Origin of the sequence: Streptomyces sp. SN-593 (assembly GCF_016756395.1) — a bacterium.
In the GTDB taxonomy this organism is placed as follows: domain Bacteria; phylum Actinomycetota; class Actinomycetes; order Streptomycetales; family Streptomycetaceae; genus Actinacidiphila; species Actinacidiphila reveromycinica.
Genome location: NZ_AP018365.1, coordinates 6,733,247 through 6,753,949, shown reverse-complemented (window position 1 = coordinate 6,753,949; position 20,703 = coordinate 6,733,247). Strand labels below are relative to the sequence as shown.

At 74.5% G+C, this 20,703-nt stretch carries 18 protein-coding genes, 2 CRISPR repeat arrays and 1 other annotated feature; of the genes, 11 read left to right on the top strand and 7 right to left on the bottom strand.

All coding sequences use genetic code 11. The annotated features are described in order from the left end of the window. Positions 1-12: 12 nt before the first annotated feature. Positions 13-3,138, bottom strand: coding sequence for a protein phosphatase 2C domain-containing protein (locus tag RVR_RS37990; RefSeq protein ID WP_237405026.1), 3,126 nt, complete (start codon positions 3,136-3,138; stop codon positions 13-15). Then, positions 1,686-1,746, bottom strand: a sequence feature (sul1 is cis-regulatory element that is thought to sense ions involved in sulfur or methionine metabolism; They are found in Alphaproteobacteria). Its footprint overlaps the gene before it by 61 nt. 254 nt (positions 3,139-3,392) lie before the next feature. On the opposite strand from RVR_RS37990, the gene RVR_RS28915 reads away from it, so the two are divergent. Both RVR_RS28915 and RVR_RS28910 read left to right on the top strand, forming a co-directional pair. Beyond that, the gene (locus tag RVR_RS28915; protein ID WP_202236852.1) at positions 3,393-4,442 is read left to right on the top strand and encodes a helix-turn-helix domain-containing protein; all 1,050 of its coding nucleotides are present in this window, start codon (positions 3,393-3,395) and stop codon (positions 4,440-4,442) included. A 161-nt stretch (positions 4,443-4,603) separates the two neighbouring features. Further along, positions 4,604-5,086, top strand: coding sequence for a DUF456 domain-containing protein (locus RVR_RS28910; RefSeq protein WP_202236851.1), 483 nt, complete (start codon positions 4,604-4,606; stop codon positions 5,084-5,086). 30 nt (positions 5,087-5,116) lie between these two features. Here RVR_RS28910 and RVR_RS28905 read toward each other — a convergent pair whose 3' ends face one another. Further along, the gene (locus RVR_RS28905) at positions 5,117-5,515 is read right to left on the bottom strand and encodes a PPOX class F420-dependent oxidoreductase (RefSeq protein WP_202236850.1); all 399 of its coding nucleotides are present in this window, start codon (positions 5,513-5,515) and stop codon (positions 5,117-5,119) included. Positions 5,516-5,887: 372 nt separating this feature from the next. On the opposite strand from RVR_RS28905, the gene RVR_RS28900 reads away from it, so the two are divergent. Together RVR_RS28900 and RVR_RS38715 are read left to right on the top strand one after the other, a co-directional pair. Continuing rightward, positions 5,888-6,922, top strand: coding sequence for a LacI family DNA-binding transcriptional regulator (locus RVR_RS28900; protein ID WP_202236849.1), 1,035 nt, complete (start codon positions 5,888-5,890; stop codon positions 6,920-6,922). A gap of 267 nt (positions 6,923-7,189) precedes the next feature. Continuing rightward, positions 7,190-7,321: a hypothetical protein gene (locus RVR_RS38715; RefSeq protein WP_272933116.1), complete on the top strand. Its 132-nt coding sequence runs from the start codon at positions 7,190-7,192 to the stop codon at positions 7,319-7,321. 41 nt (positions 7,322-7,362) lie between these two features. Here the strand turns inward: RVR_RS38715 and rsgA are convergent, their stop codons facing one another. After that, positions 7,363-8,436 carry a ribosome small subunit-dependent GTPase A gene (rsgA, locus tag RVR_RS28895; RefSeq protein ID WP_202236848.1) on the bottom strand — a complete coding sequence of 358 codons (1,074 nt, stop codon included), beginning with the start codon at positions 8,434-8,436 and terminating at the stop codon, positions 7,363-7,365. A 1,206-nt stretch (positions 8,437-9,642) separates the two neighbouring features. On the opposite strand from rsgA, the gene RVR_RS28890 reads away from it, so the two are divergent. Beyond that, on the top strand, positions 9,643-9,864 hold the full coding sequence (locus tag RVR_RS28890; RefSeq protein WP_202236847.1) for a hypothetical protein: 222 nt from the start codon (positions 9,643-9,645) through the stop codon (positions 9,862-9,864). 574 nt (positions 9,865-10,438) lie between these two features. Beyond that, a CRISPR array of direct repeats spans positions 10,439-11,322; the repeat unit is 29 nt; unit sequence GTTCTCCCCGCGCGAGCGGGGGTGGTCCG. 51 nt (positions 11,323-11,373) lie between these two features. Here RVR_RS28890 and RVR_RS28885 read toward each other — a convergent pair. After that, positions 11,374-11,928 carry a hypothetical protein gene (locus RVR_RS28885; RefSeq protein WP_202236846.1) on the bottom strand — a complete coding sequence of 185 codons (555 nt, stop codon included), beginning with the start codon at positions 11,926-11,928 and terminating at the stop codon, positions 11,374-11,376. 292 nt (positions 11,929-12,220) lie between these two features. Next, positions 12,221-12,394 (bottom strand): hypothetical protein, encoded by a 174-nt coding sequence (locus RVR_RS28880; protein ID WP_202236845.1) that lies wholly within the window; start codon positions 12,392-12,394, stop codon positions 12,221-12,223. A 144-nt stretch (positions 12,395-12,538) separates the two neighbouring features. Continuing rightward, positions 12,539-13,597: direct repeats of the CRISPR family, unit length 29 nt; unit sequence GTTCTCCCCGCGCGAGCGGGGGTGGTCCG. A 120-nt stretch (positions 13,598-13,717) separates the two neighbouring features. Here RVR_RS28880 and RVR_RS28875 point away from each other — a divergent pair. The 3 genes from RVR_RS28875 (at position 13,718) to RVR_RS28865 (ending at position 15,552) form a co-directional block, all read left to right on the top strand. Then, positions 13,718-14,182 (top strand): MerR family transcriptional regulator, encoded by a 465-nt coding sequence (locus RVR_RS28875; RefSeq protein WP_202236844.1) that lies wholly within the window; start codon positions 13,718-13,720, stop codon positions 14,180-14,182. Next, entirely contained in the window at positions 14,179-14,682 is a 504-nt protein-coding gene (locus RVR_RS28870) for a carboxymuconolactone decarboxylase family protein (protein ID WP_202236843.1), read from the top strand. Before RVR_RS28875 ends, RVR_RS28870 begins: the two co-directional genes overlap by 4 nt. Before the next feature lie 147 nt (positions 14,683-14,829). Continuing rightward, positions 14,830-15,552, top strand: coding sequence for a phosphatase PAP2 family protein (locus RVR_RS28865; RefSeq protein ID WP_202236842.1), 723 nt, complete (start codon positions 14,830-14,832; stop codon positions 15,550-15,552). 84 nt (positions 15,553-15,636) lie between these two features. Here RVR_RS28865 and RVR_RS28860 read toward each other — a convergent pair whose 3' ends face one another. Then, positions 15,637-16,362, bottom strand: coding sequence for a class I SAM-dependent methyltransferase (locus tag RVR_RS28860; RefSeq protein WP_202236841.1), 726 nt, complete (start codon positions 16,360-16,362; stop codon positions 15,637-15,639). Between the two features lie 316 nt (positions 16,363-16,678). Here RVR_RS28860 and RVR_RS28855 point away from each other — a divergent pair, with 316 nt between their 5' ends. The 3 genes from RVR_RS28855 to RVR_RS28845 all read left to right on the top strand — a co-directional run bounded on the left by RVR_RS28855 (position 16,679) and on the right by RVR_RS28845 (position 19,544). Then, the gene (locus RVR_RS28855) at positions 16,679-16,873 is read left to right on the top strand and encodes a hypothetical protein (protein ID WP_202236840.1); all 195 of its coding nucleotides are present in this window, start codon (positions 16,679-16,681) and stop codon (positions 16,871-16,873) included. 280 nt (positions 16,874-17,153) lie between these two features. After that, positions 17,154-18,914: an ABC-F family ATP-binding cassette domain-containing protein gene (locus RVR_RS28850; protein WP_202236839.1), complete on the top strand. Its 1,761-nt coding sequence runs from the start codon at positions 17,154-17,156 to the stop codon at positions 18,912-18,914. Between the two features lie 69 nt (positions 18,915-18,983). After that, entirely contained in the window at positions 18,984-19,544 is a 561-nt protein-coding gene (locus RVR_RS28845) for a CGNR zinc finger domain-containing protein (RefSeq protein WP_202236838.1), read from the top strand. A gap of 12 nt (positions 19,545-19,556) precedes the next feature. Here RVR_RS28845 and RVR_RS28840 read toward each other — a convergent pair whose 3' ends face one another. Then, complete coding sequence (locus RVR_RS28840) at positions 19,557-20,588, bottom strand: alpha/beta hydrolase (RefSeq protein ID WP_202236837.1); 1,032 nt, start codon at positions 20,586-20,588, stop codon at positions 19,557-19,559. Positions 20,589-20,703: the final 115 nt, after the last annotated feature.

Sequence of the window (20,703 nt, the reverse complement as noted above, 5' to 3'; positions counted from 1 at the left end):
CGGATGGGGCGATCACGCATCCCAGACGGTCACCACCGTGCGGTCGTCGGCGTAGCCCTTGACGCGGGTCTGGGCGTCCGCGAGGTACGCCGCCAGGCCCGGTGCGCGGCCTCGGCCCCAGCGCCCGGCCAGGTGGGCGGCGAGTTCGGGTTCGCCGCGCAGCGGCTCGGCCAGGCCCGCGCTGCACATCAGCAGCGCGTCACCCGGCTGGGCGACGGTGGCCCGGAACCGGAACGGGGCGGACGTCTCCTCGGGATCGGCGTCGAGGTCCTGCCAGGCGCCCTCGCGGATGCGGAAGAGGCCGCCCTCCCCCACCCCGAAGAACAGCCGGACGCGGCACTCGGGATCGACCGGCAGCAGCAGGCAGCGCACCGAGGCGGTGTACGCGCCCTCGTCCAGGCCCAGGTCCTCGCCGCGGGCGCGCAGCCGGCCGTAGCAGCGGTCGGTCAGCCGGTGCAGCCCGGACTTCAGGGAGCCCCTGCGGGCGGCCCGCAGGTCGTCGGCGAGACGGGCCCGGCTGCGGCCGACCGCGCCGGCGATCCACCGCACCGCGTCCTGCGCCGCACGGTGCGCGTCGTCGGCGCCCCGCGCGCCGCTGGCCATCGCCACCAGCAGCAGCCCGTCGTCCCCGGTGCCGAACCGCGCGGTCAGCAGCGCGTCCCGGCGCGGCTGGCCGCGGTAGCGGGCGGAGTCGCCGCGCACGGCCGCGGTACGCAGCGTCAGCGCGCCGTAGGCGGCCCCGTCCAGCACGGTGTCCGGGACCAGCGCGTCCAGCCCGTCCGGGTCCGCCTCGGGCCAGGCGGTCGGCTCGGCGGCGTAGGTCGGCGGGCCGCCGCCGACCACGCCCACCTCCGTGCCGCCCTCGTCCACCACCTGCACCGGCCCGGCCGCGGGCACCCATCCGGGCGGCAGCTCCGGCGCCCACCGCACCTCGCCCTCGCCGAACACGGTCTCCCCGGGGGGCGGCGGCGCCGCGGGGTCCGGGGCGGGTGCGGGGGCCGGAGCGGCCGCGGCGGTGGGTCGGGCGGGCGGCTCGGAGAACGCGGCGGGCGGCGGGCCCGGCTCCCCGCCACGGTCCGCGTACGGCGACGGCTGCGCCGCCGGGCGGCCTCCGGGACCCGCGTGCCCGGCCGGTCCGGCGGCACCCTCGCCGCCGGACACGCCGTCGACGACGGTCGGCGGCCCCGCGGGCGCGGGCGGCTCGGCCGCCGACTCCTCCTCCGACGCGGGCGGCACCGTGGCCGGGTCGTCGACCGGGCCCGCTTCAGCAGGCGTTGGAGTCGCCCCGCGCGCGGGGGGTGCGTCCCGCCGCGCGTCCTGATCCGCGACCTGATCCGCGACCTGATCGCCGGGGGCGTCCGCGGTCGGCGGCACCGGCGCCCCCCCGGCGGCGGCCCCGGAGGACCCGGCACGCCGAACGGCCGGATCCTCGACCAGATCCACGTACGGCGAACCCGCCACCGGACCCGCACCGGGTTCCGCGTGCGCGCTGCCCGACGCCTCGACGGGCGCATCCGCTCCGGGCGCCTCCGCCTCCTCGCGGGCGGAGGCCGCCGCGCGCCGGGCGGCCGGATCGGCGACCAGGTCCGTGTAGGGGGACTCCGGAGCCGGCGCGGACGGCACGGGCGGCACGGGCGGCTCGGGGGGCCGGGACCGCCGTGCGGCCGGATCGTGGCCGCGCTCCGCGTGCCCCACGGGATCGGACGGCGCGGGTGAGCCACCCGTGGAGCCGCCAACGGGTCCCTCTGGTACGGGCGTTGACGGCTGCGCGCGCGGAGCCGAACGCGGAGGCCCGTCCGGGTAGGTGGGTGCCGGGCGCCGCGCGGCCGGATCGGCGACCAGGTCGGTGTACGGCGATGCCGGAGCGGGCGCCGGCGGTTCGGACACCGCGTCGTCAGCGGGCTCCACGGGCCGCGCGATCGGCTGCTCCTCTTCCGGGGCGTCGGCCGGCGGGGCCGCCTGCGCTCCGGGCTGCTCGGACTGCTCGCGCTGCTCGGGTGGGCGCGGCGGCCGGGGCGGCGGCTGCGGCGCGTCCGGCCGCGGCGGGAGCCCGGACGACCAGCCCTCGGCCGCGGGCGGGGCGCTGGGCGCGGACGGGGCGGACGGCGGCGGTGCCGCGCGGCGCGGGGTGACCCAGGCGTCCCAGGGCGTCGCGGGCGGCGGGGCGTACGTGTCCGCGACGCGCGGGTCGGGCGCGTGACGCGGGTGGGGCCCCGCGTCCGGCGCGAGGTCCGGCCCGGACGCGGACGCGGGGCCCCTCTCGGGCTCGGGCGCGGGGGTCTCGGCGGACGCGGGCGCGGGGGCCTCGGGGGGCGCGGACGCGGGGGGCTCGGGCGAGGGGGCCTCCGTGGATGCCTCGGAGGGCTCGGGGGGTTCGGAGGCGGGGGCCGACGGGGCCGGACGTGCGGGCGGCGCGGCGGGTACGGGCGGGGCCGGGGGCCGGGGCGGCGCCGGGGCGTACGGGCCCGCGGGGCCGCCCGGGTCCTGGGCCGCACCGGGTCCGGCGGGCTCCGCGGGGCGCGCGGTCGCCACGTCCGGCTCGGCCCGCGGCCGCGGCGCCGCCGCCTCCTCCCGGTCCGAGGGGGCCGGCGGAACGGCCGGGGCAGGCGGAACCGGCGGCTCGGCGTCGCGCGGCTCCTCCACCCACTCGGCGTCGCGCGGCTCCCCGACGGGCCCCGCGCCCCTTCCGGTGCCGGGCTCCCCGACAGGCTCCGCGCCCCTTCCGGCGACGGGCTCGGCGGCAGGCTCCGAGCCGCGTGCCGGCGCCAACTCCTCCTCAGGCCGCCGCTGTTCCGGCGCCCTGGCCGGCTCCGCGAAGGTCGGTGCGGCCGCCCACGGGTCCCAGGACGGCGGGACCGCGGACTCCTCCCGGCGCGGCGCCGGCGCAGCCGGGGGCGGGGACGGCGGGTGGCTCGGCCGCTGCCAGGACGGCGGAGGGGGCGGCGGGGTCGGCCGCCGCAACCGCAGCGTCTCGGTCCGGGGTGGAGGCGGCGGCGTCATCGCGTTGAGCGCCGAGTCGAAGTGCGCGTCGAGGGAGTCGTTCCCGGCGCCCGATGCGTTGGCGGCGGCCCCCTCGTCGTACAACTGCCGCCACCAGTCGTCCTCTTGGCTGCCGCGTTCGTCGCCCTGCTGGCTCATGCCCCTATTGTCCACCGCCTGACGGACCGGGAAACGCGAAACGCCGGGTCGGACCGGCCCCCACGGTCGTGCCGCCCAGGCGCGGCGCGGCCGTGGGGGCCCCCGCGTATGACACCCGCTGCGATGTGGATCACAGTGGCCGAGGGCACCCGCGGGAGGGGAGGATGTCCACGGCGGGAAACCGCCGCGGCTCATTCCCGCCATGCCGTCCCCACTGCCGGCACCACGCACCAACCCACCCCGAGGGGCCCTCGTTGCTCGGTGCCATCGGCCTCGACGAGGCACAGGAATCGGCGTACCGCGCACTGGTCGCGCTCGGCGCCGCGGAACTCGGCGAGCTGGCCGACCGGTTGGCGGTCACGGAGGAGGACGCGGCCCGGTTGCTGCGCCGGTTGGAGGGGCACGGCCTCGTGGCCCAGTCCTCCGCCCGGCCCGGTCGGTGGGTGGTGGCGCCGCCCGCGGTCGCGCTGTCCGCGCTGCTGACCAGCCGCCGGCACGCCCTGGAGCAGGCCGAGTTGGCCGCGGCCGTGCTCGCCGCGGAGTTCCGTTCCGAGGCGGCGGAACCCGCCGTGCACGACCTCGTCGAGGTGGTGACCGGCGCGGGCGCGGTGGCGCAGCGCTTCCTCCAGCTCCAGTTCGGCGCCGAGTCGGAGGTGTGCGCGCTGGTCACCGGCCAGCCGGTCGCGGTCAGCGGCGCGGACAACGACGCCGAGGCCGACGCCGCGCGGCGCGGGGTGGTGTACCGCGTCGTGCTGGAGCGGGACGCGGTCACCGGGCAGAGCGGACTCACCGAGCTGGCCGCCGCGCTCGACCGCGACGAGCAGGTGCGGGTGGTGCCCCGGGTACCGACCAAGCTGGTGGTGGCCGACCGGACGCTCGCGATGGTGCCGCTGGGCCGCCGCGCCGAGCCCGCCGCGCTGGTGGTGCACGCCAGCGGTCTGCTGGAAGCGCTCATGGAGCTGTTCGAGGGGGTGTGGCGGCAGGCCATGCCGCTGCGCCTGGAGCCCGGCGGCATCCTCGCCGAGGACCGGGACGGCCAGCCCGACGGCACCGACCTGCGTATCCTCTCGCTGCTGCTGGCCGGCCTGACCGACACCTCCACCGCCAAGCAGCTCGACCTCGGGCTGCGCACGGTGCAGCGCCGGGTGAAGCGGCTGATGGAGATCGCGGGGGTGAGCACCCGCCTCCAACTGGGCTGGCACGCGTACGAACGCGGCTGGATCGCCCGCGACGGGGCGCGGGCCGCCCCCGGGGGGCCCTCCGGCCCGGGACCGGCCGGTCGGCCCCGCACGGACACGTCCTGATCTTGACGCCCCGATCGCGCCCCGGCGTACCGTTCCGTGTCGTCGGCAGCGCGTGACCGGGCGGTCACGCACCCGTTCGGGGGGACGCGATCCGGTAACACCGGTGCGCCGGGCGCGTCGCCGGACGGCGGACGCGCCCGGAATCCGGCAGGGTGGCTCTCATGGGGACCGCACAGTTGTGCCTGATCGGCGCGGTGATGCTGCTGGGCGTCATCGGCGTGACGGCCCCCGGCGTACCCGGGACGCTGCTGTGCTGGGCCGCGGTGCTGTGGTGGGCCACCTCCCAGCACACCACCCTGACCTGGGGCGTCCTCGCCGGGGCCACCGGGCTGCTGGCGGTCGCCCAGGTGGTGCTGTGGCTGATGCCGTCCCGGCGGATCCGCGACTCCGGCGTCGAGTGGAGCACGGTGATGACGGCGAGCGGGGTGGCCGTCGCCGGCTTCTTCCTGATCCCGGTGCTGGGCGCGCCGCTGGGCTTCACGGGGACCGTCTACGTGCACGAACGGGTCCGGCTCGGCGGGCACCGCGCCGCCTGGACGGCGACCCGCCGGGTGATGCGGACGGTGGGCGGGTCCGTCCTGGTGGAGCTGATGGCGTGCCTGGTCGTCACCGGCGCGTGGGTGGGCGCGGTGATCGCGGGGTAGGTCCGGCGGGCGGCACGCGCCCGGCCCGGGTCAGACCGCGGGACCCTCCACACCCCAGCTTATGATCTTGTACGGGTGGATGCGGATCAGCTCCGGGCTCATGTGCTCGCCGTAGCCGTGCGGACCCTCGACCTGCTCGGCGGTGCCGCGGATCTCGACACCGCGTGCGGTGCGCGGGTCGCCCGGGCGGGACATGTCGTCCACCACGAGCGACACGTTCGGGTTGGCGGCGACATTGCGCCACTTCTTCGTGGTGCCCATCGCGAAGCCGCCGATGTCCACGGCCCCGTCCTCCCGGAGGAAGAAGCCCACCGGGTTCGCCTGCGGGCGGCCCTCGGCGTCGACGGTGGCCAGCCGGGCGAGGAACTGCCCGCGCAGGTAGTCCAGCTCGGCCTCGTTGAGTTCGGTCCGCGCGCTCCTGGTCGTCATACGGCCATCCTCCCGCCGTCCTCGGACCCCGGCATCCGCCGCGCGGCGGAAGGACCCCGGCCGAAGGGACCGGGCCCATGGTCCCGGTCCCGCCCTCGCGGCTGAGCGGCCCCTCCGGCCGGGCCCCCGGCTCTCCCCTTGCACCCGGCCCGGCCCTGCGCCGACTCCCCGCCGACCCGCACATGCCACTTCACATATGCCCCGTCCGTCCGCGGCCGCCCGCCCGTGCGGCCGCACCGTACCGGCCGGTCGGCGTCCGGCCTGGGGACACACCGGCAGAGAGCGCTCTCACACGGCCCCGCCGACCCGATACGCTGTCCGTGGCGAAATGGTCCGGAAGTTTTCGTTATCCGCGCGTGAAGGAGCCCTCCGTTGTCCGACCCGAGCTTCGCGCCCCGCCCCACCCTGGAGGCCGTGGCCGCACGCGCCGGGGTGTCCAGGGCGACCGCCTCCCGCGTGGTCAACGGCAGCGAGGGGGTCCGCGCGCCCCTGGCCGAGCGGGTCCGGCGGGCGGTCGACGAGTTGGGCTACGTGCCCAACCAGGCCGCCCGGGCGCTGGTGACGCGGCGGAACGACGCGATCGCGGTGGTCGTGGCCGAGCCGGAGACCCGGTTCTTCTCCGATCCGTTCTTCGCCCAGCAGGTGCGCGGCATCAGCAAGGAACTCACCGCGCACGACAACCAGTTGGTGCTGCTGCTCACCGAGGGCGCCGACGACTACGCCCGGGTGGGCCGGTACCTGGGCGGCGGCCACGTCGACGGTGCGCTGATCTTCTCGCTGCACGACGACGACACGCTGCCCACGATGGCCCGCCGGGCCGGGGTGCCGACGGTGATAGGCGGCCGCCCCGACTGGTCCGACAGCGACACCCTCTACGTCGACTGCGACAACCGCGGCGGCGCGCGCGACGCGGTCCGCCACCTGCTGGACCTGGGTTGCCGGCGGATCGGCCACATCGCCGGCCCGCTCGACCAGACCTCCTCGGTGGACCGGCTGGACGGCTTCCGCGACGCGCTGCCGGGCATCGACCCGCGGCTGATCGCGGAGGGCGACTTCACCCCCGACGGGGGCTCCCGGGCGATGGCCCGGCTGCTGGCCGACTTCCCCGACCTGGACGGGGTGTTCGCGGCGTCCGACGTGATGGCCTCGGGCGCGCTGAGGCTGCTGCGCACCCGGGGCCGACGGGTGCCGGAGGACGTGGCGGTGGTCGGTTTCGACGACATCGTGTCGGTCGCCGAGTGGACCGACCCGCCGCTGACCACGATCCGGCAGGACATCGAGGAGATGGGCCGGATGATGGCGCGGCTGCTGCTGCGCAGGATCGAGGCGGGCGGCGCGGAGGCGGACCGGCCGGCGCTCTCGTCGATCGTGACGCGGACGCAGTTGGTGGTGCGCGCGTCGGCGTGACCCGGTTGCCGCCTTCCGGGGGAGGCGCGGCCCCGCCGGAACCCGCGCGTGCCCCGTCGCGTGACCGCCCCGCCCACCCGTCAGTTCGCCCCGGTGCGCCCGCACTTGCTCCTCCGGCCCACCGTCGTCTCGACGTCGGCCGCCAACGGGTCCGTCAGGGCCCCTCGTTGGGAAGTGGGTTGAACCCGCCCCGCAACGGGAACGTCACGATCAGGCAGCGAACGTGACGATGCGGTGAAGGCCGCGCGGATGTGAGGAGGCCATGGCATGGCCTACAGCGTCATTCTCGGGATCGTGATCGTGGCACTCGTCGTCGCCCTGATCATCGGTTCGTTCTGGAGCGAGGGCAGTCCGATCGGGATCCGGCGCCGCCACGGTCGTCGTGGCGGCGCCGGATGAGCGGCGCGTCGGGCTGAGCCGGCGGGCGGCCCCGACCGCCGTCAGTAGACGCGGCGGTGGCCGCCGCCCCCGCCGCGCTTGCGCTCGTACATCTCCCGGCCGGCCGCCGAGCGCTGCTTCCACTCGCGGCGCATCTCGGCGCGCAGCCGCTGGTCGGTGCGCGAGGCGATCCAGGCGTTCTCGCGCAGCAGCTTGCGGTAGCTGTCGAGGCGGCGCTGCGGGAGGGTGCCGTCGTCCAGTGCGGCGAGCACCGCGCAGCCCGGCTCGGCGTGGTGCGCGCAGTCCGGGAAGCGGCAGTCCTCGGCCAGTTCCTCGATCTCGGCGAACACCTGGCCGAGCCCGGTCCCGGCGTCCCAGAGCCCGACGCCGCGCAGCCCCGGGGTGTCGATGAGCACCCCGCCTCCGGCCAGCGGCACCATGTCGCGGGTGGTCGTGGTGTGCCGGCCCTTGCCGTCGGCGTCCCTGGTGGCCTGCACTTCCTGCACGGACACCCCGGCCAGCGCGTTGGTCAGCGTCGACTTGCCCGCGCCGGACTGACCGAGCAGCACCGTGCTGGCTCCGGCGAGCAACGCGCCGAGCTCGTCGAGCCCTTCACCGCTCTCGGCGCTGGCCACCACCACCCGCACCCCGGGCGCGGCGGCCTGCGCGTCGGCGAGCAGGTGGGTGGTGTCGGGCACCAGGTCGGCCTTGGTGAGCACGACCAGCGGCTGGGCGCCGCTCTCCCAGGCCAGGGAGACGAAGCGTTCCAACCGGCCCAGGTCCAGTTCGAGGGCGAGCGAGACGCAGACCGCGACATGTTCCAGGTTCGCGGCGAGCACCTGCCCCTCGGACCGCTTCGACGACGTGGACCGCACGAACCGGGACCGCCGCGGCAGCAACTCCCGCACAAAGCGAGGGTCGTGACCGGCGGGATCGAGCGCGGCCCAATCCCCCGTGCACACCACCCGCATCGGGTCCCGGGGCACCACGAACTCGGTGTCCGCCCGGACCACACCCTCGGGCGTGAACACGTCGCACAGCCCGCGGTCCACCCGCACCACCCGCCCGGGCACCAACCCGCGCCCGGCGTACGGCACGAACTCCGCCTCCCACACGTCGTCCCACCCATAGGGCACGAGGGCATGCGAGGAAGCATCACGAAAAGAGAAAGACAAGGGAAACCCTTCGAACAGGGCCCCGGCACACGCGCCCCACAGGCGCGGCGAACAGCAGGAAGGTCAGCCGGAGACCACAGAGGTGAACTGCACGAACAGCCGAATGCGGGCAACGCCCCTCACAAAAACAGCCATCGGGTCACACCTCCCAGGTCACACACACGACCGACGCGGCCACCCCACAGGGCGCCGCTCTCTGCCAACCCCCGCACCGTAGCCCCTCCCCGACCGCCCCGCCACCGAATTACGCGCCCTGCTTACGCAGCGAGGCCCATGCGCTCCGGCCCCACGCCCCCTTCCACAACGAGCACGTCGATCCGGGGCCTGAGGTAACTCGCTCCCACGCCCGAGCAGGTCCTGAACCGCACCACCTCCAACCGCAGCGCACACCGCGCCTCACCCGCCCGACACTCAGCGGACCTCACCAGAGCTTCGACCTGCTCACCGAAATCCCACGAGGACGACCGCACCTCGAACCAGCCCAGCCCTGGTGCCTCCGCCAGCCGAAACCGGACCCGGACATCCAACCTCCCGCGCCCCACCACCCCAGCACGCCGACACTCACCCAACCGCCCACCAACAGCTTCACGCCGAACCGGCACCCCTCCCCCGCCCCAGCCAAAACCGATGTCCACACCAGCCGTGAAGTCCACCCACACAGGCACCGACACGCCGCCGGACACCACCTCGTACCCACCCGCCCCTCCCCGACCCGGCACCGGCGCCACCACCGTCCCACCGAGCGCCGCACCAACCTCCTCGGCCAACGACATGTCCTCACCCGTCACATGCCACACCGCCTGCGCAACCGGCCTTCCACACACCTGACCACTGACATGGAACGCCCCGACCGGCTGATCACCCGCCGAGAACCCGCAAGGCCCCTCACTGCGTCGCCTACGGACACCTTCTGCCATCACAGCCTCCAACCCAGGTATGGGAAGCCGATGGTGTTCCGGAAGCACCGACTCGGCACCGCCGGGATCACGATGTATGCAGGCAGGCCCTCGCACCTCCACCAGCCGCGAAACGCACCGCTCGAACCTCACGAGCCCCTGAAGAACAAGGCGTCGCTCGCGCCCACAGCGTCCCTGCGGGCCGAACTCTCCGGCTCGGTGAGTCCACCGGCCACAGCACTCCGAAGGCCGTAGATGGCGCACGGTCGACGTGGAGACGGCCGACAACGAGGCCATCCGGAATCGCGCCAAGCGAAGGCTGGGCCCGCCGGCACCCAGGAGATCGTCCCCGACGCCGACGCCGACCTCCACCACGTCCGCCACCGAACCGGACGACGCGAACATGCGCTTCCTACCGGCCGCCGACGCGATCAGCATGCTCTTCAAGGAGACCGCCCACGGCGGCCTCGCCGTCAACGTCATCGAGTGCTGAACCCGTAGGCCCTGACCTGCGGGTTCCCGTCTTTCAGCTCTGTCGGGCCTTCCGTTCTTGTACGTCGGAAAACCCCTCGGAAGTCCCTCCGACAGAGCCGAAAGTCCCTGAAAAATCCCCGGGATCGAGAGTCCTCCGGGCAGCACCAGCAGGAGCAACAGCGCCGAGGCTCCGCGGCCGGCCGAACCCGATGCCGGAGCGAACCCCGGAGCAAGTCCCACCGGCTACCGAGGACGCAACCATCCAACCCCTACGGAGCAGTGTGGCACCGGACGCCACTCCAGCGGACGTGACCCCTTCAGCAAAGTTCCCGCCCCTCGCCGAACGGCCGCCTGGAACACCCACCCGCAACCGCACCGCGATTCGACGGAGACAAAACTGCCTGCCGCCGATGCCTACAAGTGACTCTCCGTCCGTACCGCTTGCCCATTCTGGCCACGTGCTGCCACACAGCGCCGCCACCACACAGAGCCCTGGGCAATACCGCTGGCCCTTCTGTCAGACTGACCACGTGAAGGAACCCTGGGCGACCCAAGGAATTGCAAAGCCCTCCGGAAACCGCAGGTCGTGAAGGGTTCTCCCCGCGCGAGCGGGGGTGGTCCGGTGGCGAAGCCCGTCGTTTTGGACACCGGGCCGTTCTCCCCGCGCGAGCGGGGGTGGTCCGGAACGGTCACCATCTCCCTGCCGGACCTGGGCGTTCTCCCCGCGCGAGCGGGGGTGGTCCGTGACGTATGACCCCCACCCTGACCCTGGCGCGGTTCTCCCCGCGCGAGCGGGGGTGGTCCGCCCCCGGCCGGATGCCGGGGGCTTTCGTGATCGTTCTCCCCGCGCGAGCGGGGGTGGTCCGGACAACCCCCGCCTGCTGGTCAACAGCGAGGCGTTCTCCCCGCGCGAGCGGGGGTGGTCCCCGTAGACACCCTGAGGAGTCCGTATGTCGCTCGAGTTCTCCCCGCGCGAGCGGGGGTGGTCCGCCAACCTGCTGGCAGCAGGCCTGGTGCGCACAGTTCTCCCCGCGCGAGCGGGGGTGGTCCGGCGCCGCCGGTGATGTCGGCGTAGGTGGAGTCGTTCTCCCCGCGCGAGCGGGGGTGGTCCGATCCCCTTCTCGGCGGGGTCGATGTAGTGGCAGTTCTCCCCGCGCGAGCGGGGGTGGTCCGTGAGGGCGTGGAGACCCGGCGAGGCCGTGACGGTTCTCCCCGCGCAAGCGGGGGTGGTCCGGTGCGAGGGCATGGTGCCGATCACCGCGTTCGTTCTCCCCGCGCGAGCAGGGGTGGTCCGCGCTCGAACTGACCGGCGTCCCGTACGTGATCGTTCTCCCCGCGCGAGCGGGGGCGGTCCGTTCCGCAGGCACCCGGTCGTGCTGTGGATGCTGTTCTCCCCGCGCAAACGGGGGTGGTCCGCAGCACCGCCGGACCGAGCAGCGCGAGGCATGGTTCTCCCCGCGCGAGCGGGGGTGGTCCGATCCCGGGTTCTGGCTCAGGTTGTGTGGTTCGGCCACGCTGAGTGAGTGGATCAGTCCGCGGTTGGCCGATCCCGGTGGCGAGAACAAGCCCCGGGTTGGTCACCCGCTTCGGCTGCAGACCTCTTGCTAAGGAACTGCTTCGCTGCCTCAACCGCTTCCCCGTTGAGTTCCTCGATGGAGACTCCCCAGCTCTCCTCCCAGCCGTCTAGGTTGTGCGCGCAGTGCACAAGGGGTTCTAGCTCTTCGGGATAGCCGAGGTCGTAGGCAATGTCTGCCCAGATGAGGTGAGTGCCGGCGGTGGGATCCAGGGTTCCGTCGGCGATCCGACCGGCGATCCAGTAGGCCATCTCCCACTTTGCGGCCTGAGGGTCCGCGGGCGGGTGAAAGAGCAGTCCCAGTTCCTCCAGTACTTGGTCGAAGAGCTCTGGCGCTTCGGGCTCTTCGCTCCGAAGGAGTCCAGCCAGCATGGCAAGGGACGGGCTTTCGACCCCTGCTATCAGTGCGTCCAGGCCTGCCTGAATGAGCCGATCGGACCCGACATGCCTGCCGAATGCCCTCTCGCGCGCGATGTGTCTGAGCTGATTGAGGGCGTCGTCGCTGGTCATCAAAGTCTTCTCCGTCGGCATCTGGGAGGGGAAGGCTGACACATCCGCCGACGCCGCTGCCATCGAGTTCCTCCCGTCGGTGATCAGGACATGAGGACGCGCTTCCGCAGGAGGGCGAAGCCCGCCCGGCCGAACATCCGGCACTTGAGCATCTTGATCCGGTTGACGTGGCCTTCGATGACGCCGGAGCTCCACGGCAGGGTCAGGCCGGCGATGACGGCGTCGCGGTCTTGGTCGATGCCTGCGGCGAGGGTGTGGAGGCTGGGCAGGTCGTCCTGCCGAACGGCGTCATTTAGTCCGGCAGGCGCTCGCCTTGGCGCTCGGTGAGCATTCCCGCGAAGGAGCGGACATGCCTGATGAGGGCGTCCGGTTCGGGGCAGTAGGCCCGGACGGTTTTGAGTTGGAGCCGTACGGACTCGGTGAGGGTGTCCGGGTGGCGGAGGATCCGTCCGTACCGCTTGCTCATTCTGGCCACGTGCTGCCACACGGCGCCGCCACCACACAAAGCCCTGGGCGATACCGCTGGCCCTTCTGTCAGACTGACCACGTGAAGGAACCCTGGGCGACCCAAGGAATTGCAAAACCCTCCGGAAACCGCAGGTCATGAAGGGTTCTCCCCGCGCGAGCGGGGGTGGTCCCTGCTGGGAGCACCTCGCCGAGAACACCGTCGAGTTCTCCCCGCGCGAGCGGGGGTGGTCCTCAGCCCGGGCAACCGTGCCCCGCCGCGCTGCCGTTCTCCCCGCGCGAGCGGGGGTGGTCCGCAGCGGACACGCGAAGACTCCGCGACGGCAGGGTTCTCCCCGCGCGAGCGGGGGTGGTCCGTCCCCGCGTGGCGGCCGGCGGACGGGCCGCTGGTTCTCCCCGCGCGAGCGGGGGTGGTCCACTCCCCGCCGACCGCGAGCAGCAGCTCGCCGCGTTCTCCCCGCGCGAGCGGGGGTGGTCCCCGCATCCGCTCCGGCCAGCAGACGCGCTCCTCGTTCTCCCCGCGCGAGCGGGGGTGGTCCGCTTCACATGTACAGCGGGTGCGCTAGGGGAGGGTTCTCCCCGCGCGAGCGGGGGTGGTCCGCCGTGCAGCGCGGCGGCGGCCCACGCGCGGGCGTTCTCCCCGCGCGAGCGGGGGTGGTCCGGCCGCTTCGACCCCCTCTTCGAGTGTTGTGGAGTTCTCCCCGCGCGAGCGGGGGTGGTCCGCCGCTGTTGAGGTGGGCGGCGCACGTCATGACGTTCTCCCCGCGCGAGCGGGGGTGGTCCGAGGGATAGGCGTGAGCGAGTCGAAGACGGAGGGTTCTCCCCGCGCGAGCGGGGGTGGTCCGAGCTTCGTGGCCCCCACCATCCCCGCAGTCAGGTTCTCCCCGCGCGAGCGGGGGTGGTCCGGTCACCCAGTCCCAGACCTGCGGGAAGCGCGCGTTCTCCCCGCACAAGCGGGGGTGGTCCGGACGGCGTGAAAATGCCATCGCTCCGTAGTACTTTCCGCGCGAGCGGGGGTGGTCCGCTGGCACCCGCGTAGCCGGCCTGGCGGACGGCGTTCTCCCCGCGCGAGCGGGGGTGGTCCGACAAGCAGGACACGGACGTTCACGGTCTCGGGGTTCTCCCCGCGCGAGCGGGGGTCCGGCCCGGCCCTTCAGCACGAGCCAGGCGCCGCAGTTCTCCCCGCGCGAGCGGGGGTGGTCCGGGACTCCCCCACCGAATTACCCGCCCGCCAGGGGCCCCGGTCGGGGCGCCCGGCGGGTCCTGCGCCCGCTCGGCACCGCCGTTTGCGTTCGAGCGCGCTCACACCCCTACCGTCCCGGGTATGGAAGACGACGACGCCCTGCGGCAGGCCCTGCGCCTGGCCGTGGATCCCCCGGGCGGGGTGTCCGCCGAGGCACTGCGCGAGCTGGCCCGCGACGACGACGCGACCGAGTGGGACATCGCGACCACCGCCGAGCACCTCGGGGTCAACCCGCACACGCTGCGGTACTACGAGCGGATCGGTCTGGTCCGCGTTCCCCGGGACGCGGCCGGGCACCGGCGCTATGACGCCCCGGCGGTCCGCCGGCTGGTGTTCCTCACCAGGATGCGCACCTCGGGCATGCCCATCAGCGACCTGAGCCACTACGTCGCCCTCGTCGACCGCGGCGAGGACACCGTCCCCGAACGCCTGGACATGCTCCTGGAGCACCGCGACACCCTCCGCTCCCAGATCGCCCGGCTGCAACTCTCCCTCGCCGCGGCCGAGTACAAGATCGCCACCTACCAGGAAGGCCCCCGGCCATGACCGGCACCAGCACCGACACCGACACCGACATCCACACCCACACCCACACCCACACCCACACCCACACCGCAGCCCAGCACGACATCGACAGCCCGGAGAGCCTCGCCCGCCGCCGCCACGGCCTGTCCGTCCTCGCCCGCATCGACGGGCACCAGGGCGAGGCCGTCATCGACTCCCTCGCCGACATCAGCCCCGCCCTCGGCCACCACGTCGCCGCCTTCGCCTTCGGCGACATCTACGACCGCCCCGGTCTCGACCCGCGCAGCCGCCAACTGGTCACCCTCGGCGCGCTCACCGCCCTCGGCGGCTGCGAACCCCAGCTCAGGGTCCACATCGGCGCCGCGCTCAACGTCGGCCTCGGCCGCGAGGAGATCACCGAGGCCCTCCTGCACGCCGCCGTCTACTGCGGCTTCCCCCGCGCCCTGAACGCCACCGCCGTCGCCCGCGAGGTCTTCGCCGACCGCGACGCCGCGCCGGAGGGCGGCGGGGGCGGCGTGTAGGCTGGCCGTTCATCTGGAGTACGGCCGCCGTTCATGAATTGGCCTCCCGGAGTTCTTCGTCTACATTCGTGTAGACAGATATTGCCTCCACGGTGACGGCCGGCCGGGAACGGACGGGGTCCGAGCCGGCTGCGAAAGACGGTGCTGATGACCACGGGCTCCGCAACGTTGGCCTTCAACGGGTCACACATCGACGGACCGCTGTTCACCGCGGTCACGGACCTGGCCCGTGACACCCGGTGGCTCAACGGGTTCGTCGAATGGTGGACCAACGTCCAACTGGGGCTCTTCGCGGTCCTCATGGTCGTGGGCTGGTGGCGGGCCCGGCGGCGGGACGGCGCCGCGATGACGCTGGCGCTCGCCGTGCCGGTCAGCGTGGGCGTGGCCTTCGCCTGCGCCGAGGTGGTCAAGAAGATCGTGGCCGAGCAGCGGCCGTGCCGTTCGATGCCGCACGCCTTCATCGTCGAGACCTGCCCCGTGCCCAACGACTACGCGTTCCCCAGCGGCCACACCACGGTGGCGGCGGCGTCCGTGGCGGCGCTCTTCCTGCTGGACCGGCGGCTGAGCGCGATCGCCGCGATCGTCGCGGTGCTCGAAGGCTTCACCCGGGTCTACGTCGGCGCGCACTACCCGCACGACGTCCTCGGGTCGGCCCTGCTCGCCCTGCCGGTCGCCTACGCCAGCAGCCTGGCGATCGGCCGCCTCGCCACCCCGACGATCACGCGGATGCGGACACTCCGGCCGAACCCCTTCCTGATCGACGCCCGCCACGCCGGCGCCGGGTCCGCGGCCCCCTCGGGCGGGCGGTCGGCGGAGGCGGCTCCGCCCGTCCACACGCAGCAGGGCTCCGGGCGGCACGCCCGCCGCTGACCAGCGCCGGGGGCGGGGCGGCACGGCCCCGACCGGGACGGTGACCGGTCCGCCGCCGTCAGGGACGCCGGGCCTTCTCCGGGATCACGGACGCCGGGCGAGGAAGACGAACTCCCGGCCCGGCCGGTCGGGTGCGCCGCGGACCTCCTCCACCACGAAACCGCCGGCGGCGAGGTCGCGTTCGACCTCCTCCCGCTCGCGGAACCGCAGCGTCGAGTCCGACGTCAGCACCCGCCCGTCCGCGGCGAACACGTAGGTCGTACGGAAGGACACCAGCGGCAGCCGTACGTCGGTGAGCTGGTGCCAGGTCTCGACCGCCCCCACGCCGGGCAGTTCGACCACGCGGTAGGACTCCTCGCGGGTCCACTCCTCCCAGCCACGCCGCGCCGGATCACGGGTCTCGAACACCAGGTGCCCGCCGGGCCGCAGCGCCGCGTGCGCCCCGGCCAGTGTCCCGCGCCACACCTCAGGGTCGACGATGGCCTGGGCGACGTTCGCCGTCATCGTGGCGAGGTCGACCCGCAGCGGCGGCAGCGCCGTCGCGTCGCCGTGCAGCCACCGCACCCGCTCGGCGCCCGGCTTGGCACGGGCCACCTCGACGGACGCGAGCGCGGGGTCCACGCCCACGACCTCGATCCCGCGGTCTGCCAGCAGGAGCGCGAAGACCCCGGTCCCGCAGCCGATGTCCAGTACGCGGCGCGCCCCCGTCTCCCCCGCGATCGCGAGATACGCGTCGAGGTCCCCGCGGTCGGGGTCGAGCGGGTCGTAGAGCGCGGCCAGCCGGACGTCCCCGTAGCTCTCGTCAGCCATGGCGCCGACGGTACGGGCGGCGGCGCCCCGCGGCCACCGGTTTCCGCGGAGCCCCCGTCCTCGGTACGACGCCGGGCGTGGCCGCACCACGCGCAGCCGTCACCGTGCGGCACGTGTCCCCGCACGACGTGGGGCGCCTCTCCCGCTCGAACGGTCCCCGCGGCGTCCGCGCGGCCGGGCCCGACGCGGACCGGCTCCGGCCTCCCCGCCGAAGCTCGTCACCGCCTTGACAGGTGACGCGGCGGATGCGAGCGTGGAGGCGTGCCGGAGCCGGGAAGGACACGGCGAGCCGGCCAGGACGCAGCGGAGGCGGACCATGGAGAGCACCAGGACGACGGACAGCGCGGCGGCGGCACGGCGGGCCCGGTTCGGCAGCCTGCCCGAGCGCATCCGCTACGAGGACATGGTCGAGGAGACCCCGGTGGCGGGGCGGGACCGGGCGGCGGACACGTACTCTGCCGACAGGTCGCTGATCTCCTACTCCTGCCTCGCCCTGGACCTGGGTCTCTGATCCTCGCCGCCGGCGCGGGCCTCGCCCTCGGCGCGGCCCCGCCCCGGGGCCGGCGGGGCACTACACTTCCTGGTGCGGCGCCGGGCGCCGCGCACATCGTGGACCTACCCGAGGAGACCGGGCATGGCGGGTGACGACGACATCTCCGGGTGAGACCCGGAGCTGACCGGCCACCGGCGGGCGCGTACCGGCGCCGCCGCGTGGCCGTGTCGTCGTTGTCTTTTCCCCCTGCCCGCAGGGCAGCGCCTGCCGCCTGCCCGCGCACCCCCGAGGTCCCGCCATGTCCGACGCTTCCGTCACCTGCACTCACCTGTCCTTCTCCTGGCCGGACGACACACCGGTCTTCGACGGCCTGTCCTTCACCGTGGGAGGCGGCCGTACCGGCCTGGTCGCGCCCAACGGCGCCGGCAAGAGCACGCTGCTCCGGCTGATCGCCGGCGAACTGCGGCCCACCGGCGGGTCGGTGACCGTGACCGGCACCCTCGGCTACCTGCCGCAGACGCTCCCGCTGACCGGCGGCCTGACCGTGGCCGAGGTGCTGGGGATCGCCGCCGTGGTCCGGGCGCTGGACGCGGTCGAGTCCGGCGACGTGGCCGAGGAGCACTTCGCCGTCATCGGCGACGACTGGGACATCGAGGAGCGCACCCGCGCGCAGCTCGACCGGCTCGGCCTGCCCGGTCTCGCCCTCGACCGGCGGCTGGGCACCCTCAGCGGCGGCCAGGTGGTGTCGCTCGGCCTCGCCGCCCAACTCCTGCGGCGGCCGGACGTGTTGCTGCTCGACGAGCCCACCAACAACCTCGATCCCGACGCCCGCCACCGGCTCCACGACGTGCTGGCCGAGTGGCACGGCTGCCTGCTGCTGGTCAGCCACGACCGGGCGCTGCTCGACCGCATGGACCGGATCGCCGAACTCGACGGCGGCGAACTGCGTACCTACGGAGGCGACTTCACCGCCTACGAGGAGGCGGTGCGGGCCGAGCGGGAGGTCGCCGAGCGCAACGTCCGCAGCGCGGAACAGGAGTTGAAGCGGGAGAAGCGCGAGATGCAGCAGGCCCGCGAGCGCGCCGAACGCCGCGCGGGCAACGCCGCCCGCAACCTCAAGAGCGCGGGCCTGCCCCGGATCTTCGCGGGGAACATGAAGCGCGGCGCGCAGGAGTCCGCGGGCCGGGCCGGCCAGACGCACGCCGCCCGGGTCGGCGACGCCAAAGCCCGGCTCGACGACGCCGAGCGCGCCCTGCGCGACGACCAGCAGATCACCCTGGAGCTGCCGGACACCGAAGTCCCCGCAGGGCGCACGGTGTTCCTCGGCGAGGGGATGCGGGTGCGGCTCGGCACGCACGAGGTGTTCGGCGGCGCGGGCCTGGACCTGACCGTGCGGGGTCCGGAGCGGATCGCGCTGACCGGCCCCAACGGCGCGGGCAAGACCACGCTGCTGCGGCTGATCCACGGCGGCGCCGGCCTCGGCGCCGGGCCGGACCCGGCCGGGGAGCCGGACACCGTCGGCGGGCCGACCCCGGCCGGGGAGCCGAACCCGGCCGGGGGAACAGCCGTGGCCGGGGGATCAGGCGTGGTCGGAGGCTCGGCCGTGGTCGGGGGGCACGTCCGGCGCGCCGACGGGCGGATCGCGTACCTCTCCCAGCGGCTGGACCTGCTGGACCCGGACCGCACGGTCGCCGAGAACTTCGCCGCCTTCGCGCCGCACCGCCCGGAGGCCGATCGGATGAACCTGCTCGCCCGCTTCCTCTTCCGCGGCCCGCGCGCCCACCTCCCGGTCGGGGCACTCTCCGGCGGGGAACGGCTGAGGGCCACCCTCGCCTGCGTGCTGTGCGCGGAGCCGGCGCCGCAACTGCTGCTCCTGGACGAGCCGACGAACAACCTCGACCTGGTCAGCGCCGGGCGGCTGGAGAGCGCGCTGGCGGCGTACCGGGGCGCGTTCGTGGTGGTCAGCCACGACGAGCGGTTCCTCGAACGGATCGGCGTGGACCGGTGGTTGCGACTGGCCGACGGCGAGCTGACGGAGACGGGGGCACCGCAGGGGTGACCCGGCGGCGGCCCGCCCGGCCGGGCGGAGAGCTTTGCGGCGGCACCGGTCACCTGTCAGGATGGTGACGTGAACCTCGACCACGTCTTCGTCTGCGACGACCCGGCCCTTGATTTCGCCGCGACCCTGCGCGCCCGGCGTTCGGCCCGGTTCGAGATGTTCGCGAGCCCGGACCGGCTGGACGCCTGGTACGTGGAGTCCGGCCTCGTGGACGCCGTCTCCCCCGCCCGGCCGGCCGACGTCGAGCGGGCCAAGGCCCTCCGCGAGGCCGTGTACGCGCTGGTCACGGCCAGGCGCCTCGGCGAGGAGTACGCCGCCGGGGCGCTGGCCGTGCTCAACGCCGCGGCCCGGGAGCGGCCCGCGGCGCCGCAGCTCACGCCGGAGGGGCGGCGGACCGTGGCGACCAGCGGGGAGGCGCTGTCCGTCGTGGCGCGGCGGGCCGTGGAACTGCTCGGCGGCCCTGACGTCCACCTGCTCAAGGAGTGCGGGAACCCGGAGTGCACCCGGGTGTACGTCGACCGCTCGCGCGGGACCCGCCGGCAGTGGTGCGGCATGGCGTCCTGCGGCAACCGGTTCAAGGCGGCGGCGTACCGGGCGCGCAAGGCGGAGGGGGCCCGGGCGGGAGCGTGAGCGGCCGGGAGTTCACCCCGGCAGCGCGGCCAGCCATCGGGTGAGGTGCGCGTTCACCTCGGCGGCGCGCTCCTGCTGGATGAAGTGGCCCGCCCCGTCGAGCACGTGGGAGGCGACCAGCCCCGGGAGGGTGACGGGGTATGCGTCGATGGCGTCGGCCAGCCAGGTCGTGGAGGCGTCCAGCGAGCCGCCGAGGAACAGAGACGGCTGCGGGACCGGGGCACCGTCGAACGCGGCGAGGTCCTCCCAGTCGCGGTCCATGCTGCGGTAGCGGTTCAGCGCACCGGTCAGCCCGGTCCGCTCGAACTCCTCTGCGTAGACGTCGAGTTCGGCCTCGCTGAGCCACCCCGGCAGTCCGGCGCCCGGTCGCCGGTCCGCACCGCCGGTCCCGTTCGCGCTCCCGACGGCGGGGAAGCGGTCCCGCAGCCGCCCGCCGCGTGCGACGAAGTGCGGGTCCGGCGCCCCGGGCGGCGGCATGGTGCCGGCGGACAGCGCGGCGTAGAAGCCGGCCAGCCAGCCGCGCACGTCGGGTTCGATCTCGGCCTCGGCCCGGCCGGGTCGCTGGAAGTAGGAGACGTAGAACTCCTCGTCGCCGCCCATCCCGGCGAAGACCTCGCTGGGCCGCGGGCCGCCGCGCGGGGTGTACGGCACGCTCAGCAGGCCCACCGCGCGGAAGACGTCCGGGCGCACCAGCGCGCTGTTCGCCGCGATCACCGCGCCCCAGTCGTGGCCGACCACCACCGCCGACTCCTCGCCCAGCGCCTCCACCACGGCGGCGTTGTCCGCCACCAGGTCCAGCATCCGGTACGCCGCGGGGTCCGCGGGCTTCGAGGACCGGCCGTAGCCGCGCACGTCGAGGGCGACCGCGCGGTAGCCGGCGTCGGCCAGCGCGGACAGTTGGTGGCGCCAGGAGTACCAGCACTCCGGGAAGCCGTGCACGAGCAGCACCAGGGGGCCGCTGCCCCGCTCCACGACGTGGGTGCGGCCCGCGGGCGTCGCGAGCAGCCGGTGCGTGCCGAGCCCGTCGCCGGTGCGCTGGGTCATGGGTCCTCCCTGGTACGGACGGCCCGGGGCCGTTCCGGGTCGAGGGGTCGTGGCGGCCTCTTCCGGCCGCCGCGCCCGGACCCCGATCATCCGGGCGAAGCGCGCCCGCGGGCGA

Coding starts and splice junctions, on each gene's coding strand:
- RVR_RS28885 (WP_202236846.1), bottom strand. CDS start 11,928: ATGACCAGCGACGACGCCCTCAATCAGCTCAGACACATCGCGCGCGAG.
- RVR_RS28870 (WP_202236843.1), top strand. CDS start 14,179: ATGACCGGCACCAGCACCGACACCGACACCGACATCCACACCCACACC.
- RVR_RS37990 (WP_237405026.1), bottom strand. CDS start 3,138: ATGAGCCAGCAGGGCGACGAACGCGGCAGCCAAGAGGACGACTGGTGG.
- RVR_RS28875 (WP_202236844.1), top strand. CDS start 13,718: ATGGAAGACGACGACGCCCTGCGGCAGGCCCTGCGCCTGGCCGTGGAT.
- RVR_RS28855 (WP_202236840.1), top strand. CDS start 16,679: ATGGAGAGCACCAGGACGACGGACAGCGCGGCGGCGGCACGGCGGGCC.
- RVR_RS38715 (WP_272933116.1), top strand. CDS start 7,190: ATGGCCTACAGCGTCATTCTCGGGATCGTGATCGTGGCACTCGTCGTC.
- RVR_RS28905 (WP_202236850.1), bottom strand. CDS start 5,515: ATGACGACCAGGAGCGCGCGGACCGAACTCAACGAGGCCGAGCTGGAC.
- RVR_RS28865 (WP_202236842.1), top strand. CDS start 14,830: ATGACCACGGGCTCCGCAACGTTGGCCTTCAACGGGTCACACATCGAC.
- RVR_RS28840 (WP_202236837.1), bottom strand. CDS start 20,588: ATGACCCAGCGCACCGGCGACGGGCTCGGCACGCACCGGCTGCTCGCG.
- RVR_RS28850 (WP_202236839.1), top strand. CDS start 17,154: ATGTCCGACGCTTCCGTCACCTGCACTCACCTGTCCTTCTCCTGGCCG.
- RVR_RS28880 (WP_202236845.1), bottom strand. CDS start 12,394: ATGAGCAAGCGGTACGGACGGATCCTCCGCCACCCGGACACCCTCACC.
- RVR_RS28910 (WP_202236851.1), top strand. CDS start 4,604: ATGGGGACCGCACAGTTGTGCCTGATCGGCGCGGTGATGCTGCTGGGC.
- RVR_RS28860 (WP_202236841.1), bottom strand. CDS start 16,362: ATGGCTGACGAGAGCTACGGGGACGTCCGGCTGGCCGCGCTCTACGAC.